General features: G+C 72.9%; 14 protein-coding genes. 10 read left to right on the forward strand and 4 right to left on the reverse strand.

What is annotated here, in order from left to right; genetic code table 11:
* Positions 1-171: 171 nt before the first annotated feature.
* Entirely contained in the window at positions 172-1,803 is a 1,632-nt protein-coding gene (locus QUG93_RS08950) for a RecQ family ATP-dependent DNA helicase (RefSeq protein WP_289473559.1), read from the reverse strand.
* Between the two features lie 259 nt (positions 1,804-2,062).
* On the opposite strand from QUG93_RS08950, the gene sucC reads away from it, so the two are divergent.
* From sucC to QUG93_RS08990, 8 genes are all read left to right on the forward strand, one after another.
* Complete coding sequence (sucC, locus tag QUG93_RS08955) at positions 2,063-3,232, forward strand: ADP-forming succinate--CoA ligase subunit beta (RefSeq protein ID WP_289473560.1); 1,170 nt, start codon at positions 2,063-2,065, stop codon at positions 3,230-3,232.
* A gap of 14 nt (positions 3,233-3,246) precedes the next feature.
* On the forward strand, positions 3,247-4,140 hold the full coding sequence (gene sucD, locus QUG93_RS08960; RefSeq protein ID WP_289473561.1) for a succinate--CoA ligase subunit alpha: 894 nt from the start codon (positions 3,247-3,249) through the stop codon (positions 4,138-4,140).
* A 140-nt stretch (positions 4,141-4,280) separates the two neighbouring features.
* Positions 4,281-6,401 (forward strand): cell division protein PerM, encoded by a 2,121-nt coding sequence (locus tag QUG93_RS08965; protein ID WP_289473562.1) that lies wholly within the window; start codon positions 4,281-4,283, stop codon positions 6,399-6,401.
* A 31-nt stretch (positions 6,402-6,432) separates the two neighbouring features.
* The gene (purN, locus tag QUG93_RS08970; RefSeq protein ID WP_289473563.1) at positions 6,433-7,026 is read left to right on the forward strand and encodes a phosphoribosylglycinamide formyltransferase; all 594 of its coding nucleotides are present in this window, start codon (positions 6,433-6,435) and stop codon (positions 7,024-7,026) included.
* Positions 7,023-8,681, forward strand: coding sequence for a bifunctional phosphoribosylaminoimidazolecarboxamide formyltransferase/IMP cyclohydrolase (gene purH / locus QUG93_RS08975; protein WP_289473564.1), 1,659 nt, complete (start codon positions 7,023-7,025; stop codon positions 8,679-8,681). The genes purN and purH overlap by 4 nt, the downstream gene beginning before the upstream one ends.
* 557 nt (positions 8,682-9,238) lie before the next feature.
* Positions 9,239-11,062: an ABC transporter ATP-binding protein gene (locus QUG93_RS08980; RefSeq protein WP_289473565.1), complete on the forward strand. Its 1,824-nt coding sequence runs from the start codon at positions 9,239-9,241 to the stop codon at positions 11,060-11,062.
* Positions 11,059-12,981, forward strand: a complete 1,923-nt coding sequence (locus tag QUG93_RS08985; protein WP_289473566.1) for an ABC transporter ATP-binding protein — start codon at positions 11,059-11,061, stop codon at positions 12,979-12,981. Before QUG93_RS08980 ends, QUG93_RS08985 begins: the two co-directional genes overlap by 4 nt.
* Before the next feature lie 132 nt (positions 12,982-13,113).
* Positions 13,114-13,539 (forward strand): DUF805 domain-containing protein, encoded by a 426-nt coding sequence (locus QUG93_RS08990; protein WP_289473567.1) that lies wholly within the window; start codon positions 13,114-13,116, stop codon positions 13,537-13,539.
* A gap of 59 nt (positions 13,540-13,598) precedes the next feature.
* Here QUG93_RS08990 and QUG93_RS08995 read toward each other — a convergent pair whose 3' ends face one another.
* Together QUG93_RS08995 and QUG93_RS09000 are read right to left on the reverse strand one after the other, a co-directional pair.
* Positions 13,599-13,952 (reverse strand): MGMT family protein, encoded by a 354-nt coding sequence (locus tag QUG93_RS08995; protein WP_289473568.1) that lies wholly within the window; start codon positions 13,950-13,952, stop codon positions 13,599-13,601.
* A gap of 9 nt (positions 13,953-13,961) precedes the next feature.
* Positions 13,962-14,417, reverse strand: a complete 456-nt coding sequence (locus tag QUG93_RS09000) for a GNAT family N-acetyltransferase (RefSeq protein ID WP_289473569.1) — start codon at positions 14,415-14,417, stop codon at positions 13,962-13,964.
* 98 nt (positions 14,418-14,515) lie between these two features.
* Here QUG93_RS09000 and QUG93_RS09005 point away from each other — a divergent pair, with 98 nt between their 5' ends.
* The gene (locus QUG93_RS09005) at positions 14,516-15,772 is read left to right on the forward strand and encodes an ROK family transcriptional regulator (RefSeq protein WP_289473570.1); all 1,257 of its coding nucleotides are present in this window, start codon (positions 14,516-14,518) and stop codon (positions 15,770-15,772) included.
* Positions 15,773-15,867: 95 nt separating this feature from the next.
* Positions 15,868-16,992, forward strand: a complete 1,125-nt coding sequence (locus QUG93_RS09010; protein WP_289473571.1) for a hypothetical protein — start codon at positions 15,868-15,870, stop codon at positions 16,990-16,992.
* Between the two features lie 37 nt (positions 16,993-17,029).
* Here the strand turns inward: QUG93_RS09010 and QUG93_RS09015 are convergent, their stop codons facing one another.
* On the reverse strand, positions 17,030-17,458 hold the full coding sequence (locus tag QUG93_RS09015) for a hypothetical protein (protein WP_289473572.1): 429 nt from the start codon (positions 17,456-17,458) through the stop codon (positions 17,030-17,032).
* Between the last annotated feature and the right edge of the window lie 120 nt (positions 17,459-17,578).

The raw sequence follows: 17,578 nt of genomic DNA on the forward strand, positions 1-17,578 counted from the left end.
CGCCTGACGGGTCGTCCGGTCAGCGCAGTCGGTGCCCGGCTTCGCGTCGCGTTCACCTCGGCGTCACCTGCGGGTCATGCGCGCCGGTCACACTCGCCGTGCTCGGGGGAGTGGAGCGCGGTCGCCGACGGGTGGTCGAGCGACCGCGCCTTCCCCCGTCCGAGCGGTGCGTCAGACCCGTTCGAGCAGGTGCCGCTCCTCGACGTCGGCGAGTCCGAGGGTCTTGTAGCCGGCGGACTCGAAGAAGACCGTCAGCCGGTCGTCCTCCGTGCTCATGACCGTGCCGCGACCCCACTGTGCGTGCTCGACCGGCGCCTCCGGCGGCCAGGCGTCGTCGTTCGCGCCGTCGGCACCGTGGGCTGCGTCGTCGTAGGCCGTCCCCGAGGTGCACGTGTCGCAGTTGCCGCACGGCTCGGCGAGCTCGTCGCCGAAGTACCCGAGCAGGAACTGCCGACGGCACCCCGAGGTCTCGGCGAACCGGCGCATCATCGCGATGCGCGACTCCTCGATCTCCTCGCGTTCCTTCGCCTGCGCCTTGGCGAGACCGGCTGCGGCCTCGGCGTCCCGCGGACCGTCCGCGCGGCGCGTCAGCCCGTCCTCGCCGTCGTCGAGCGCCCCGGCGTCGACGAGCGCGTTCGCCGCGCGGCCGGCGGTCCGGGCAGCCAGTCCCGAGCGCTCGGCGAGGTCGGACCTGGCGATCGCCCCGTCGGCGGGGACGGCGTCGAACACGGCGCGCAGCGTGGCCGGCCGCGGCGATCCGGAGGCGAAGAAGCGTCGGAGCCCGAGGTCCTCCGCGCGGTAGTGCATGGTCGCGAGCCCGACGTCGCCGTCGCGCCCGGCCCGGCCGACCTCCTGGTAGTAGGCGTCGACCGACTCCGGGACGTCGGCGTGGACCACGAAGCGGACGTCGGGCTTGTCGATGCCCATGCCGAAGGCGCTGGTCGCGACGACGACGTCGAGGTCGCCGTCGAGGAACTCGTGGTGGACCTGCTCGCGGTCGCGGACCCGGAGACCGGCGTGGTAGGCCTTCGCCCGGCGGCCGCTCTCGACGAGCTCGTCCGCGTACACCAGGGTCTCGGCGCGGGTCGCGACGTAGACGATGCCGACGCCCTCGAGCCCGACCACCTGCTCCACCACGGCCTCGCGCTTCGACTCGTCGTCGCTGTGCCGGACGACCTCGAAGCGCAGGTTCGGTCGGTCGAAGCCCGTGGCGACGACGAGGGGGTCGCGCATGCCGAGTCGCTCGACGATCTCGGTCCGGACGGGCGTCGACCCGGTCGCGGTCATGGCGAGCACCGGGGGACGCCCGAGGCGCTCGATCACCTCGCCGAGCACCAGGTAGTCCGGGCGGAAGTCGTGGCCCCAGCTCGACACGCAGTGCGCCTCGTCGACCGTGACGAGGGCGACACCGGCGTCGCGGAGGCGGTCGACGACCTGGTCCTTGGCGAGCTGTTCGGGGGCGAGGAAGACGTAGCGCGCCTCGCCGGAAGCGACCGCGTCCCACGCATCGTCGAGCTCGCGTGCGCCTCGGGTCGCGTTGATCGTGACGGCGCGGGGAGCGTCCGGGTGGTCCTCGATGCCGACGACCTGGTCCTCCTGCAGGGCGACGAGCGGCGAGACGACGACGACCGGGCCGTCCAGGGCGAGGGCGGCGACCTGGTAGATCGCGGACTTGCCCGAGCCGGTCGGCATGAGGGCGAGGGCGTCACGACCGTCGAGGACGGCATCGACGACCTGCTCCTGCTCGGGGTGGAGGTCCCAGCCGAAGACGTCGGCGGCACGGGTACGGAGTTCCTTCTGCACCCGTCGACCGTGCCCCGCGCTCCCTGTCCGACCGCCCGGCGACTGCGTCCCCCGGCCACCCGCAGACGCGACTCGCGTGACCGGGGTGGGGCGTGCCTCCCGGCCGCCGTCTGACGGTGCGGGGACCGCGTGTCCCACGTCCACCTGGCGGCGCTAGGGTGGTCGCGGCCGTTGTCTCGACATCGAGCGACCCTCGACGTTGAGTGCGCGACCCGATGACCGATGCCGATCGCACGAACCGTGCGGGAAGAAGAACAGCGTGGATCTTTTCGAGTACCAGGCCAGGGACCTCTTCGAGTCCTACGGCGTCCCTGTGCTGCAGGGCATCACCGCCGACACCCCGGAAGAGGCGAGGGCCGCGGCCGAGCGGATCGGCGGCGTGGTCGTCGTCAAGGCGCAGGTGAAGGTCGGCGGTCGCGGCAAGGCCGGCGGCGTCAAGGTCGCGAAGACCCCGGACGAGGCGTACGAGCACGCGGAGGCGATCCTCGGTCTCGACATCAAGGGCCACACGGTCCAACGGGTGATGGTCGCCCAGGGGGCCGACATCGCCGAGGAGTTCTACTTCTCGGTGCTGCTCGACCGGGCGAACCGCTCCTACCTGTCGCTCGTCAGCGTCGAGGGCGGCATGGAGATCGAGCAGCTCGCGGTCGAGAAGCCCGAGGCGCTCGCCCGCGTCGAGGTGAACCCGCTCACCGGCATCAACGACGCGGCGGCGCAGGACATCGCCCGCCAGGCCGGCTTCCCGGACGAGCTCGTCGACCAGGTCGCCGCCGTGTTCGTGAAGCTCTACGACGTGTTCGCGGGCGAGGACGCCACCCTGGTCGAGGTGAACCCGCTCGTCCGCACGGGCGACGGGCAGATCCTGGCCCTCGACGGCAAGGTCTCGCTCGACGACAACGCCGACTTCCGCCACGAGCAGCACAAGGACCTCGAGGACACCGCGAGCGAGGACCCGCTCGAGGCCAAGGCGAAGCAGCACGGCCTCAACTACGTGAAGCTCGACGGCGAGGTCGGCGTCATCGGCAACGGCGCCGGGCTCGTCATGTCGACGCTCGACGTCGTCGCCTACGCCGGTGAGCGCCACGGCGGCGTGAAGCCCGCCAACTTCCTCGACATCGGCGGTGGCGCCTCGGCCGAGGTCATGGCCAACGGCCTCGACGTCATCCTCGGCGACCCGCAGGTGAAGAGCGTCTTCGTGAACGTCTTCGGCGGCATCACCGCCTGCGACGCGGTCGCGAACGGCATCGTCGCCGCGCTCGGCATCCTCGGCGACGCGGCGACCAAGCCCCTCGTCGTCCGCCTCGACGGCAACAACGTGGACGAGGGTCGTCGGATCCTGGCGGAGGCGGCGCACCCGCTCGTCACCGTCGCCGAGACCATGGACGATGCGGCCGAGCAGGCCGCCGAGCTCGCCGCGGCCGCGGCGTAAGGAGCACCAGAGCAATGTCGATCTTCCTCAACAAGGACTCCAAGGTCATCGTCCAGGGCATCACCGGCGGCGAGGGCACCAAGCACACCGCGCTCATGCTCAAGGCGGGCACGAACGTCGTCGGCGGCGTGAACGCCCGCAAGGCCGGCACCACCGTCACGCACGGCGACGTCGAGCTCCCCGTGTTCGGCTCGGTGCGCGAGGCCATCGACACCACCGGTGCCGACGTCTCGATCGTCTTCGTCCCGCCGGCGTTCGCGAAGGACGCCGTGATGGAGGCCATCGACGCCGAGATCCCCCTCGTCGTCGTCATCACCGAGGGCATCCCGGTGCAGGACTCCGCGGCGTTCTGGGCGCACGCGAAGGCCCTCGGCGGCAAGACGCGCATCATCGGCCCGAACTGCCCCGGCATCATCACCCCCGGGGAGTCGCTCGTCGGCATCACCCCGGCGACGATCACCGGCAAGGGCCCGATCGGCCTCGTGTCGAAGTCCGGCACGCTGACCTACCAGATGATGTACGAGCTCCGCGACCTGGGCTTCTCGACCGCCATCGGCATCGGCGGCGACCCGGTCATCGGCACGACGCACATCGACGCGCTCGCCGCGTTCGAGGCCGACCCCGAGACGACGGCGATCGTCATGATCGGCGAGATCGGCGGCGACGCCGAGGAGCGCGCGGCCGACTACATCAAGGCGCACGTCACGAAGCCCGTCGTCGGCTACGTCGCCGGCTTCACCGCACCCGAGGGCAAGACGATGGGTCACGCGGGCGCGATCGTGTCCGGCTCGGCCGGCACCGCCGAGGCCAAGAAGCAGGCGCTCGAGGCCGCGGGCGTCAAGGTCGGCAAGACGCCGTCCGAGACGGCCGCGCTGCTGCGCGAGGTGGTCGCCGCCGCGACGGCGTAGCGGTCCGCACCGCTCGACGGACGGGAGGCACGGTGCCGGTGAGCACCGTGCCTCCCGTCCTGCTGTGGACGGTCGGTCAGTCTCCACAGGTGCCGCGCGGCTCGCCCGACGACCGCCGGGCGGCACGTACCCTGGCTGCGATGAACCGCCTGGGAACCGCACTGCTGGCCGCCGTCGAGGCGATCGTGACGGTCGGCGTGGGCCTCGGCATCGCGCTCGTGCCGCTCACGCTGCTGTGGGGCTTCGAGTACGGGTTGCAGATCGACTGGGACGTCTTCTGGAAGGCCGCGGGCAGCGTCTGGCTCGTCGGTCACGGTGTCGACGTGACCTTCCGGCTCGGATCGGACGTCGCCGGTGCGTCCGGTGTCGCCGGCGCAGCGGACCCCATCCACGTGACGCTCGCGGCCCTCGGCTTCGCGGTCGTGACGGCCTGGCTCGGTGGACGTGCGGGGCGACGGTTCGCCGAGACGGAGCACCGGACGACGGGCCTGCTCGTCGGGACCGCTGCCGTCGCGCTGCTCGGGCTCGCGGTCGCGCTCTCGTCGACCTCCGCCGCGACCGACCCCGTGGTGTGGCAGGCCGTGGTGCTGCCCGCGCTCTGGTTCGCGGTCCCCGCCCTCGTGACGAGCGAGGTGTGCCGGGTGCGCCGGGGACTCCCGGCGGACCGACTCACGCAACTGGTCCTCGACCAGGCCGACCGGGTCCCCGTGCTCTGGCGGGTGGTCGTCGGCTTCGCGTTCCGCGCCGGGACCGCCGTGACGGCCGTCGTCGTCGCCGCTGCCGGGGTCGTCGTCGCCCTCCTGCTCCTGACCTCGTTCGCCGAGGTCATCGCCCTGTACGAACGGTCGCACGCCGGCGTCATCGGCGGCATCGCGCTCACGGTCGGCCAGCTCGCGTTCCTGCCGGACCTGGTCGGGTGGGCCGTCGCGTGGCTCGTCGGACCCGGGTTCGCGATCGGCGCCGGCTCGAGCGTCTCGCCGATCGGGACGACCCTCGGCCCGATCCCCGGCATCCCGGTCTTCGGCGCGCTGCCCGCGTCCGGGCACACCTTCGGGCTGCTCGGGGTCCTCGTGCCCGTCGTCGCCGGGTTCGTCGTCGCCGGACTCATGCGGCCCGCGCTCGTCCGTGCACTCGGGACGGACGACTCGCCGCTCCGTCGGGCTGCTGCGGGTGTCGCGACCGGTGTCGTCGCCGGTGTCCTGACCGGCGTCGCGACCGCGCTGACCTCGGGGTCGCTCGGCCCCGGGCGCCTGGCCGAGGCCGGCCCCGACGGGTTCGCCGTCGGGCTCCTGGCGGCGCTCGAGGTCGGACTGCCGGCCGCCGTCGCACTGGCCGTCGGCAGCGACCTCGTGCGGTTGCCGGAGCGGAGCTGGGGTCGCGAGCGCTGGATCGAGGCGGATGCGGATGCGGACGCCGCCGCCGAGGACGCCCGAGCGGGTTCGCTCGTCGCTGCGCTGGACGACGCCGGTGCCGGCCGCCCGACCGCGACGCACCGGTTCACCGTGGCCGAGGCGCACGACTCGTCGACCCGCGCGACCGCCCCGACCTCGGCCGACGGCCCACCCGCCGGTGACGACCACCCGACCGAACCGATCGTCGACGCCGAGCGGCCACTCCAGCACGAGAGCGGCGCGCGCGCGGCGGACGACACTCGTACGGCGAGCGACACCCGCGCGGCGATCCCCACCCCTGACCGCGACCACGACGGCGAGCGCGACGGCGGCCCCGACGACGCGCACGGCGGCGCGTCCGAGGGGAAGGACGACGACCGCTCCCGCGGGCCCGTCGCGGACCGCGGCGCGCCGGTCGCGGAGCCGGACGACGTCCCGCTGCCCGACTGGGCCCGCACCGACGCGGTCGCCGCCGAACGGGTCGCTCCGGTGTCCTCGCCGCCGGTCCGCGGCGGCATCAGCGGGCTGCGCGAGCGGCTCCGTGACGCTGCCGGGGACGTCCGGGCGCGCGCGGGCGACCTGCGCGACCGGGTCGGCGGTGCCGGCTCGGGTGGCACCGCGCAGGACGCGCGACGTCCGGCGGACGAGACCCTCCCGCATGCTCCGGGCACCGAGCAGCAGCCGGCGTTCCCGTGGAGCACCGAGGAGTTCGTCGCGGGGCGGGACGACGTCGACGATCCCGCCGGGAACCCGGACGAGCCGCGCACCGAGCGGACCGCGGACCGGGGACCCGGCGCCCGGTGGGACCAGACCGACCAGATCGCGGAGGACGAACTGCCGTGGTGGCGTCGTCCGAAGCACGACGCGTAGTGCTCGCCGCACCGCCGGTAGGGTTGTCACCGTGCTCGAACTGGTCGTCCTGATCTCCGGTACCGGCTCGAACCTCCGAGCCCTGCTCGAGGCGACGACCGACGCCGAGTACCCCGCCCGCGTGGTCGCGATCGGGGCCGACCGTGACGCCGAGGGCCTCGGTCTGGGCGAGGAGTTCTCGATCCCGACCTTCACGGTCCCGTTCTCCCGCTTCGCCTCGCGCGAGGAGTGGGGTGCCGAGCTCGCCGCGCAGATCCGGCCGTGGACGCCGGACCTCCTCGTGCTGTCCGGCCTGATGCGCCTGCTCCCGCACGCCGTCGTGTCCGAGTTCGCTCCCGCGATCATCAACACCCACCCGGCGTACCTGCCCGAGTTCCCGGGAGCCCACGGCGTCCGTGACGCCCTCGCCGCCGGGGTCGAGCAGACCGGCGCCAGTGTGATCCAGGTCGACGACGGTGTGGACACCGGCCCGATCCTGGCCCAGGAGCGTGTCCCCGTGCTGCCGGGCGACACCGAGTCGACGCTGCACGACCGCATCAAGCCGGTCGAACGTCGGCTGCTCATCCAGACCATCCTCGACATCGCCAACGGCACCACCGACCTGAAGGGCACCCCGAGCGCATGAGCGTGCACGCCGCCGACCCCAGCCTCTACCGCCACCGCGACGTCGTCCCCGTGCGGCGTGCCCTCATCTCGGTGAGCGACAAGTCGGGCCTGCTCGAGCTCGCCGGTGCCCTCGCCGACGCCGGCGTCGAGCTGGTGTCGACCGGCAGCACCGCGCAGACGATCCGCGACGCCGGGTACGGCGTCACCGACGTGTCGAGCGTGACCGGGTTCCCGGAGTCGCTCGACGGCCGTGTGAAGACCCTGCACCCCGCCGTGCACGCGGGGCTCCTGGCCGACCTGCGGCTGGAGTCGCACGAGCAGCAGCTCGCCGACCTCGGCATCGCGCCGTTCGAGCTCGTCGTCGTCAACCTGTACCCGTTCGTCGAGACGGTCGCCTCGGGTGCCGACAGCGCCACCGTGGTCGAGAACGTCGACATCGGTGGGCCCGCGATGGTCCGCGCCTCGGCGAAGAACCACCCGAACGTCGCGATCGTCGTCTCGCCGTCGTCCTACGCCGAGGTCGTCGAGGCGGTCCGTGCGGGCGGCACCACGCTCGAGCTCCGGAAGCGCCTCGCCGCGCAGGCCTTCGCCCACACGGCGTCGTACGACGCAGCCGTCGCCTCGTACTTCGCGACCGACGTCGTCGCTCAGGACGCGGCGCACGTCGCCGGGCAGGCCGCCGCACCGACCGTCGCCGGGGACCTCGAGACGCCCGGGACGTTCGACGAGACGCTCCGGATCGAGGCCGGTCTGACCGCGACCCTCCGCTACGGCGAGAACGCGCACCAGGCCGCGGCGCTCTACACGAGCACCGGAGGAGCGGGCATCGCGCAGGCGACGCAGCTGCACGGCAAGGAGATGTCGTACAACAACTACGTCGACGCCGACGCCGCCGTCCGTGCCGCCTACGACTTCGACACCCCGGCCGTCGCGATCATCAAGCACGCCAACCCGTGCGGCATCGCCACCGCCCCGGCAGACGCGGTCGACCCGATCGCCTCGGCCCACGCCGCCGCGCACGCCTGCGACCCGCTGTCGGCCTTCGGCGGCGTGATCGCCGCGAACCGTCCGGTCACGAAGCAGATGGCGGAGACCGTCCGCGACATCTTCACCGAGGTCGTCGTCGCCCCGGCCTTCGACCCCGAGGCACTCGAGATCCTGTCGCAGAAGAAGAACATCCGCCTGCTCACGCTGCCGGCGGACTTCGCGCTCGCGACGCGTGAGCTCAAGCAGGTCTCCGGCGGCTTCCTCGTGCAGGACGCCGACCGCTTCACCGCCTTCGACCAGTCCACCTGGACCCTGGTGTCGGGCGAGCCGGCCGACGAGGCGACCCTCGCCGACCTGGCGTTCGCGTGGAAGGCCAGCCGTGCGGTCAAGTCGAACGCCATCCTGCTCGCCGACCAGGGCGCGAGCGTCGGCGTCGGCATGGGCCAGGTCAACCGGGTCGACTCGTGCCACCTCGCGGTGGACCGCGCCGGTGATCGTGCCCGTGGCAGCGTCGCGGCGTCGGACGCCTTCTTCCCGTTCGCCGACGGCCTGCAGGTCCTGCTCGACGCCGGCGTCCGTGCCGTCGCCCAGCCGGGCGGCAGCGTCCGTGACGACGAGGTCATCGCGGCAGCGCAGGCCGCCGGGGTGACGATGTACTTCACGGGCGAGCGCCACTTCTTCCACTGAGCCACCAGATCGACGGCGTCCAACAACGCCGGGACCATTGCGCTGCACGAGCGACTGTGAATAGTCTGTAAGGCTCCGCACCGCATCGACGATCGCGACCGGATCGGCTGTGCCGCGGACACAACGGTGACGAAGACGACGACTGGAGTGACGATGGACGCGACGACCGGAACAGTGGCGACGGCTGCCCGGACGGGTCTCGTGTCCCTCGTGGGGACCACTCCCGCTCCGCGACCCCGGACCCGAGCGGCCCTGCCGCTCCGGTACCCGGGCGCGGCCGCCGTCTAGCCAGGCCCTCCCACGGCCTCGCGCCCGACGACCCCGTCGGCGAGCGCGGACCACCCGCTGAGAACCCGGGGACCAGTGTCCCCGGTGCCCTCCGGCCCGGTCGACGTCACACCAGTGACGGCGACGGCGCGCGACCACGCGCCCGGCCGACGACCACCGCACTGCCACACCGCGCCTCCCGGCCGGACCGCCACCCGCCGACGCGACCCGTCGACGGCCACGGCGACCCGACCGGGCGGACACGGCACGACGCACGAGGACGCAACCGCATGTCCAGAACGCCCGACCAGGCGACCCCCTCCACCGACCGCCCCTCGACCCTGCGCGCCATCGGCCGCATCTGGCCCTACGTCGAGCCGTACCGCTGGCGGCTGCTCGGCGGCATGGCCGCGGCGATGGGCGCCTCGCTCGTCGCCCTGGCGATCCCGTACGTGCTGCAGTGGCTCGTCGACGGCCCGCTGTCGTCGCGCGACGCCGCGCTCATCTGGCCCGCCGGGCTCGGCGTGCTCGCACTGGGCGCCCTCGAGGCGTTCTTCATCGCCTCGCGCCGCCGCCTGGTGATGCGCCCCTCGACGCGCATCGAGACGAGCATGCGGAACGCGCTCTACGCGAAGCTCCAGGACCTGCCCGTCGCGTTCCACGACCGCTGGGAGTCCGGCCAGCTGCTCTCCCGCTCGGTGTCCGACCTGTCGCTGATCCGCCGTTGGCTGGCGTTCGGCGTGGTCCTCCTCGTGGTGAACATCGTCACGATCGCGGTCGGTTTCGTGGTGCTGTTCACCTTCGGCTGGCTGCTCGGCCTGATCTTCCTGGTGGCGTCGATCCCGCTGTGGATCAACGGCCTGCTGTTCGAGCGGAAGTACTCCGTCGTCGCGCGGCGCAGCCAGGACCAGGTCGGCGACCTCGCCACGAGCGTCGAGCAGTCGGTGCACGGCATCCGTGTGCTCAAGGCGTTCGGCCGCGGGCGCTCGAAGCTCGAGGAGTTCAGCGAGCAGGCCGAGGCCCTCCGCGGCACCGAGATCGAGAAGGCGAAGGCCATCGCGAGCATCTGGCTGTGGCTGCTGCTCGTGCCGGACGTCGCGTTCGCGCTGTGCCTGCTCGCCGGCATCTGGCTGGCGTCGCAGGGCGAGCTGACGGTCGGGCAGCTGTTCGCGTTCTTCGCGACGGCGACGGTGCTGCGGTTCCCGATCGAGTCGATCGGGTTCTTCCTGTCGATGACCTTCGACACCCGGACCGCGGTCGACCGGTTCTTCGAGGTCATGGACTCCGAGAACACGATCCAGGACCCCGAGCACCCGCGGACCATCGCCGAGCCGCACGGCGCGCTGTCGTTCAACGACGTCCACTTCCGCTACCAGGACGCGACGGACGAGTACCCCGACCTGGTCGACGGCGTCGAGCTCCAGCTGCACCCGGGCGAGACCATGGCGCTCGTCGGCCTGACCGGCAGCGGCAAGACCACGCTGCTGTCGCTCGTGCCGCGGCTCTACGACGTCACCGGCGGCTCGATCACGATCGACGGCGTCGACGTCCGCGACCTCACGCGCGCGGAACTCCGCCGGCACGTCGGCGTCGCGTTCGAGGACGCCACGCTGTTCTCGACGAGCGTCCGGGACAACGTGCTGCTCGGCCGGCCCGACCTCGAGGGCGCCGAGGCCGAGCGGATCATGCGCGAGGCACTGGAGATCGCACAGGCGTCCTTCGTGGACGACCTGCCGGACGGGGTCCACACCCGCGTCGGCGAAGAGGGCATGTCGCTCTCCGGCGGCCAGCGGCAGCGTCTGGCGCTCGCGCGTGCGATCGCCGCCCGCCCGTCGGTCCTCGTGCTCGACGACCCGCTGTCAGCGCTCGACGTCGACACCGAGGCGCGCGTCGAGGCGGGGCTCCGCCGTGTGCTGGCTGAGACGACCTCGCTGATCGTCGCCCACCGCCCGTCCACCGTGACGCTCGCCGACCGCGTGGCGCTCATGGAGGGCGGCCGCATCACCGCCGTCGGCACCCACTCGGAGCTGATGGCCACCAACGAGCACTACCGCTACGTCATCTCCTCGCTCGACGAGGACGACGCACCCGCCCGAGAGGAGGCGATGGCATGAGCCAGCAGGAACAGGTCCCGCCCGTGGACACGGCAGCCGGGCCGGGAGGCACGGATCCCGTCCTCGACGAGGCCGCGGCGGCGCGGGCGGCCGGCCCGGTCACCGCGGCGGTCACCACGCTCGGCGTGCGCGGCGAGGAGCGCGAGGACTTCAGCAAGGCGGAGAGCAAGCGCCTGCGGCGCCGCTCCCTCGCCCTGCTCGGGTCGCTCGCCGCACCGCTCAAGGCCCGGTTGGTGCTGCTCGGGGTCGTCGTGGTCGTGTCCACGGCGGGCACGGTCGCCGGCCCGGCGCTCATCGCGTGGGGCATCGACAACGCCCTGCCCGCGGTGATGGACGAGGACGACTGGGTGCCGGCGTTCGGCGTGGTGGCGACGTACATCGTCGTCGCGGTGCTCGGCGCGGTCCTCACCGCCTGGTACACCGTGCTCGCGGCACGGATCAGCCAGGCGATCCTGTTCGACCTGCGCAAACGGGTGTTCCTGCACACGCAGCGACTCTCGCTCGAGTTCCACGAGACGTACACGTCGGGCCGGATCATCTCGCGCCAGACGAGCGACCTCGACTCGATCCGCGAGCTGCTCGACTCCGGGCTGAACCAGCTCATCCAGGGCGTGCTCTACATGGTGTTCACGGGCATCGCGCTCGTGCTCCTCGACCCGACGTCCGGGCTCGTGCTCGCGGTGTCGCTCGTGCCGCTCTGGTTCCTGATCCGCTGGTTCCAGACGAACTCGCAGACGCTGTTCCGGGCCACCCGCGTGACCTCGGCCAGGGTCATCGTGCACTTCGTCGAGACGATGACCGGCATCCGGGCGGTGCAGGCGTTCCGGAAGGAGTCCCGCAACCGCGACGAGTACGGCCGCTACGTCGAGGACTACCGGGTGGCGAACACGAAGGTGTTCAACCTGTTCGGGACCTTCGACCCGGTGCTCGTGCTCATCGGCAACGCCACGCTCGCGGCGGTCGTGATCGTCGGTGGCTTCCGGATCGTCGGCGGGTCGCTCGAGGTCGGCGCGCTGCTGGCGGTCGCGCTCTACGCCAAGCGGTTCTTCGACCCGGCGCAGGAACTCGCGATGTTCTACAACGGGTACCAGTCGGCCTCGGCGGCGATGGAGAAGATCTCCGGCGTCCTCGAGGAGCGTCCGTCGGTGCCGGACCCCGCGAAGCCGGTGCGGCTGCCAGAGGCCACCGGGGCGGTGGACTTCGACGACGTCGAGTTCGCGTACAACGCCGACAAGGTCGTGCTCCCCGAGTTCGACCTGCACGTCCCGGCGGGGCAGACCATCGCGCTCGTCGGGTCGACCGGTGCCGGCAAGTCGACGCTCGCGAAGCTCATGGCGCGGTTCTACGACCCGACCAAGGGCTCCGTGCGGCTCGACGGCATCGACCTGCGGGAGATCGACCCGAAGGACATGCGCCGCGCGATCGTCATGGTCACGCAGGAGGCGTACCTGTTCTCCGGCTCGGTCGCGGACAACATCGCGCTCGGCAAGCCGGGGGCGACGCGCGACGAGATCGTCCGGGCGGCGGAGGCCGTCGGCGCGCACGCGTTCATCGAGGCCCTGCCCGACGGGTACGACACCGACGTGAACAAGCGCGGCGGCCGGGTGTCGGCCGGGCAGCGGCAGCTGCTGTCGTTCGCCCGGGCGTTCATCGCCGACCCGAAGGTGCTCATCCTCGACGAGGCGACGGCGTCGCTCGACATCCCGTCCGAGCGGCTCGTGCAGGAGGGCCTCGAGACCCTGCTCGCGGACCGCACGGCCGTGATCATCGCGCACCGCCTGTCGACGGTCGCGATCGCCCACCGGGTGCTCGTGATGGAGTACGGCCGGATCGTCGAGGACGGCACGCCGGACGACCTGATCGCCGGGACCGGTCGCTTCGCCCAGCTGCACGCGGCCTGGCGCGACTCGCTCGTCTAGCCGTCCCTCGGCCGCGGACCGGACGTCCGTCGGCTCGCACCCTGCTCCGCACATCGCGCCCCGTCTCCACGGGGCGCGATGTCCGTCCGGGGGTGCGCCACCGGGCGCGGAGGACGTGGTTGGCTTGCTCCCATGAGCAACGACAGCGTGCAGCCCGGCGGCGTCGCCCTGCGCGACCCCTGGTACGGGGCACCCTTCACCGCGGCGGTCCGCCGGTTCTGGCGGAAGTACACGGTGTTCACCGGCCGGGCGTCACGCTCCGAGTTCTGGTGGTGGTGGATCACGTCGTTCGTGATCGGGCTCGTGCTGCAGCTCGTCCCGCAGGTCTTCACGCCGGACACCCCCGTGCTCGAGAACCCCGTCGGGTCCTACCTGTTCGTGCTGTGGGGGCTCGTGACGCTCGTCGGGTCGCTCGCCCTCGGTGCCCGACGGCTGCACGACGCGAACCTGTCCGGCTTCTGGCAGTTCCTGCACGTGCTCCCCGCGATCGGTTCGCTCGTGCTCCTCGTGCTGTTCCTGCTGCCGTCGAACCCGAGGGGCGCACGCTTCGACGCCTGAGCCGTGACGGCGCCGACCGACGCGTGACGCCGCCGACCGACGCCGACGTCGGGAGCGGGTCAGAACGGGTCGTCGGCGTCCGTGGACGGTGACCAGCGGGCACGACGCATGTCGATCCTCCAGGCCGTGGCGCCCTGCACGATCGGCGTCCCCTCGGCGCGGTAGTGCTCGAGCGCCCGGGCCTCGTGCCGGACGGGCGGCAGCCCGCCGGACCGGACCACGCGCCACCAGGGCAGGTCGGCGCCCTCGTGGGCCATCACCTTGCCCACCGCTCGTGACGCGCGCGACCCGAGCACCGCGGCGACGTCGCCGTACGTCATCACGTGCCCCGGCGGGATGAGCCGGACCACCTCGGCGACGGCGGCACCGAAGTCCGGCTCGGGCCGGGTCGCGCCGGTGTCCGGATCGGTCACCCGGCGGGGCTAGAGGGCGAGGACGGCGTAGTGGTCGCCGTACTGGGTCTCGCGCACGACCTCGAAGCCGAGGGCGCGGAAGAACGCCTCGGGGCTGCCGTCGCCGCCGGGCTCGTACACGACGGTCAGGCGCTCGAAGCCGCGGCTCCGTGCCTCGTCCGCCAGACCGTGCACGGCGAAGCGCCCCACGCCGCGGCCCTGGGCGTCGGCGGCTACGTTCACGCGCCAGATCGCGCTGCGCAGTTCCTCTTCGCGGTTGTCCTCGTCGAAGGTGCCGATGATCATGCCGACCACCCGGTCGCCGTCGAGCACCACGCGGGTCCATGCCGAGCTCGGCTTCACGTCGGACTCGGCGACCCCGTAGGTCGTCGGCTGCACGAACTGCTCCTGCCCGGGCTTGAGCGTCAGGGAGTTGGCCGCGGCGGCGGTCGACGCGGAGAGGGCTTCGAGGCGGAGGTCCGTCATGCCGCTCAGGCTAGCGGTGGACCCCGTCCGGGTGCCAGGACGGCGTGCAGAGCGTTGCAGCACCGTTGCGTGCGCGGGAGCGGCGGTAGGGTCGCGACATGGCGGAGCATCGACGTGGGGCGAACCTGCCGTCGATCGGTGGCTTCAACCGCACGGTCGTGCTCGACGCCGTCCGTCGGTCACCCGACGGGTTGAGCCGCGTCGAGCTCGCCGCCCGCACCGGCCTGAGCGCGCAGACCGTGTCGAACGTCACCCGGTTCCTGATCGAGGCCGGCATGATCGTCGAGTCCGGCACCGTCGTGGCCGGCCGGGGGAAGCCCCGGACGATCCTGCGGCTCGAGGCCACCAGCCGGTACGCAGTGGGGGTGCACGTCGACCCCGCGGTCGTCACGTACGTGCTGCTCGACCTGGCCGGCCGCGTCGTCGCCGAGACCACCACCTCGACGCCGTCCGCCGACGACCCGTCCGAGGTCGTGCGCACCATCGCGACCGCCGTCGACGGACTCGTCACCGGCGCCGGGGTGGCCGTCGACAGCGTGCTCGGGGTCGGGATCGCCAGCCCGGGACCGATCGACGTCGACGCCGGGGTCGTGCTCGACCCACCGTTCCTGCCGCGCTGGCGGGACGTGCCCCTGCGGGACGCGCTCGCGACGGCGACGGGCTTCCCGGTGCTGCTCGAGAAGGACGTGACGGCAGCGGTCGTCGGCGAGATGTTCCTGGCGGGGGAGTCGTCCGCGCGGAACTTCGCGTTCGTCTACTTCGGCACCGGCTTCGGGGTCGGGCTCGTCGTCGACCACGAACCCGTCCGCGGGGTGGGGTCGAACGCGGGTGACGCCGGACACATCATGGTCGACCAGGGCGGGCTCGCCGGGACGCCCGACGGAGCCGGAGCACGGGGTGAGGTGGGTGCCGCCGTGGCCCCGGACCGACTCGTGCGGGTCGCCCGTGAGCGCGGGCTCCGGCTGGCGGGAGCGACCGGCACCGACGCGGACGACGCAGCCTGCGTGCAGCGCGCCTGGGAGGCCCTCGGCGCAGCCATCGAGGGCGGCGACGAGGTCGCGGTGGGGCTCGCGGCCGAGGCGGGCGCCGCGATGGGGCGGGCGGTGGTGCTCATCGTCAACCTGCTCGACATCGACCGCGTGGTGTTCGGGGGTCCGTTCTGGTCGCAGATCGCCCCGGTCGCCCTGCCCGCCGCCCGACAGACGGTGGTCGCTTCGCCGTTGCTCGTGCCGAAGCACCCGATCGCGGTCGTCGACAGCGGCCGGGGCGCCGACGTGGCCGCCGTCGGAGCCGCCTGCCTGGTGCTCGATGCGGCGCTGTCCCCGCGCGCGAGCACCCTGCTCATCCGGCACTGACGCCGGTCCCCCGGCCGTCGGTCCCCCGGTCGCGGCACTGTCCGGCCGGTGTCCGCGCCGCTAGGGTCGAGGACACGCACGCGAGGGAGGGCCGCATGACGATGACGGGCGACGCCACGGGGACCATCGACCCACGGTGGGCCAGGGTCCGGCCGCTGGTCTTCCGGACGATCATCGGCGCCGTCGTCGCGGCCGGACTGGTGGGCATCGTCGCGGTGCTCCTCGGGGACTTCGGCCGGGTCGCGGTGCAGCTCCTGCTGACGGTGGTCGTGGTCGTCGTCTTCGCGCTGCTGTCCTGGTACGACGCCGACGTGTCCTCGCGGCGGTCCGGCACGTTCGCGTTCGCGAGCATCGCGGTGTCGATGTACCTGCTGGTGACCGGCCTGGTCAAGGTCTGGGTCGTGCCGGCCGACCCGTTCGGCGGGGACGGGATCTGGCTCGTCGGCGCGCACTTCTGGCAGTGGCTCGGGGTCGTGTTCGTCGCGCGGTTCGCCCTGCTGCACGTCCACCTGTTGCTCGTCATCCACCGGCGGTACCCGACCCCGCTGCTGCAGCTCGTCGCGAAGGTGACGGTCGCGGTGATCGCGCTGCTCGCCCTGCTGCTCTCGGTGCCGCTCCTGGCCCCGGACGCCGACCTCGCGAGCGGGTACTGGCGGCTGGTGTGGGTGGTCGTCATCCTCGACCTGCTCGGCACCGTCGTCGTGCCGCTGAGCAACGCATTGTTCCGGCCACGGCACCTCGCGCCGGGCGCCGGTGCGGCTGCCGGCGGGGCGACAGCGGTGTGGCCGCGCCCCGCGTCGGACCAGTGGCCCGGAACGTCGGGCGGCGGCGGTGCGGCCGGAGCCGGGGATGCGCCCGGCGTGCAGGCCACCGCCGCGGCCCCGACCGTCGACGGCTGGTCGGGCACGCCGGAACCGGCGCCCGCTGCTTCGCCGTCCGTCGTGTCGCCGGCCGTCGTCTCGCCGTCCGTCGTGTCCTCGTCCGTCGTGTCCTCGTCCGTCGTGTCCCAGGCCGTCGTGTCCCAGGAGACCGCAGCTCCGGTCGCCTCCGCAGGGTCCGGAAGCGACGGCGGCACGACGGTCGCGGGTAGCGACGGCCTGCTCTACGAGCGACGGCCGGACGGCGCGCGGGCCCTCTCCTGGCCGCGGTACGTCGACGGGACGCCGCTGCCGGCCGCCCCGGACGGCTCCCCGGACTTCAGCGGCGTCGCCCGCCCCTGAGCCCGCGGCGCAGCGGCCGACCGGGCCGGTCGGCGTGTCAGACCTCGCCGAGCACCTTCCGCCAGGCCGACGTCAACACCGCGTACTCGTCGTCCGACACGAGGTCGCGCACGCCGGTCGCGAGGACCGCCGAGCGGACGGCTTCCTCGGCACCGGCGCGGTCACGCAGGTGGGCGTCCGAGTGCTTCACCGCGCGTCCCGCCTCCTGCGCCGCCTCGATCTCCTCGACACGACCCGCTGCGCCGGCCGCGTCGAGCGCGTGCTGCCACGCGGCCACGAGGTCCGCGTTCGTCACCATCCGGCCGTCCGCTCCGCCCTGGATCGCGAGCGAGGCGCTCGGCTCCGGCACCACGATGTCCTCGTCGGCCTTCCAGGCGACGTCGAGCGCCTCGGCCTCGTCGGCGGTGATCCGCCCGGCCCGCTCGATCATCGCCTGCAGTGCGGTGTTGCTGGTGTCCTCCGACACGATGTCCTCTCCGACCGGACGCGCTCGCGTGGTCGCGACCATCTTCTCGGTGGCTGCTGGGAGGAGGCGGATGCGGTGGTCCGGCCAGGCGACGGACGGGAGGCGCGGGTCGGGCCGGCC

It is taken from the genome of Curtobacterium caseinilyticum, assembly GCF_030363035.1.
GTDB lineage: Bacteria > Actinomycetota > Actinomycetes > Actinomycetales > Microbacteriaceae > Curtobacterium > Curtobacterium caseinilyticum.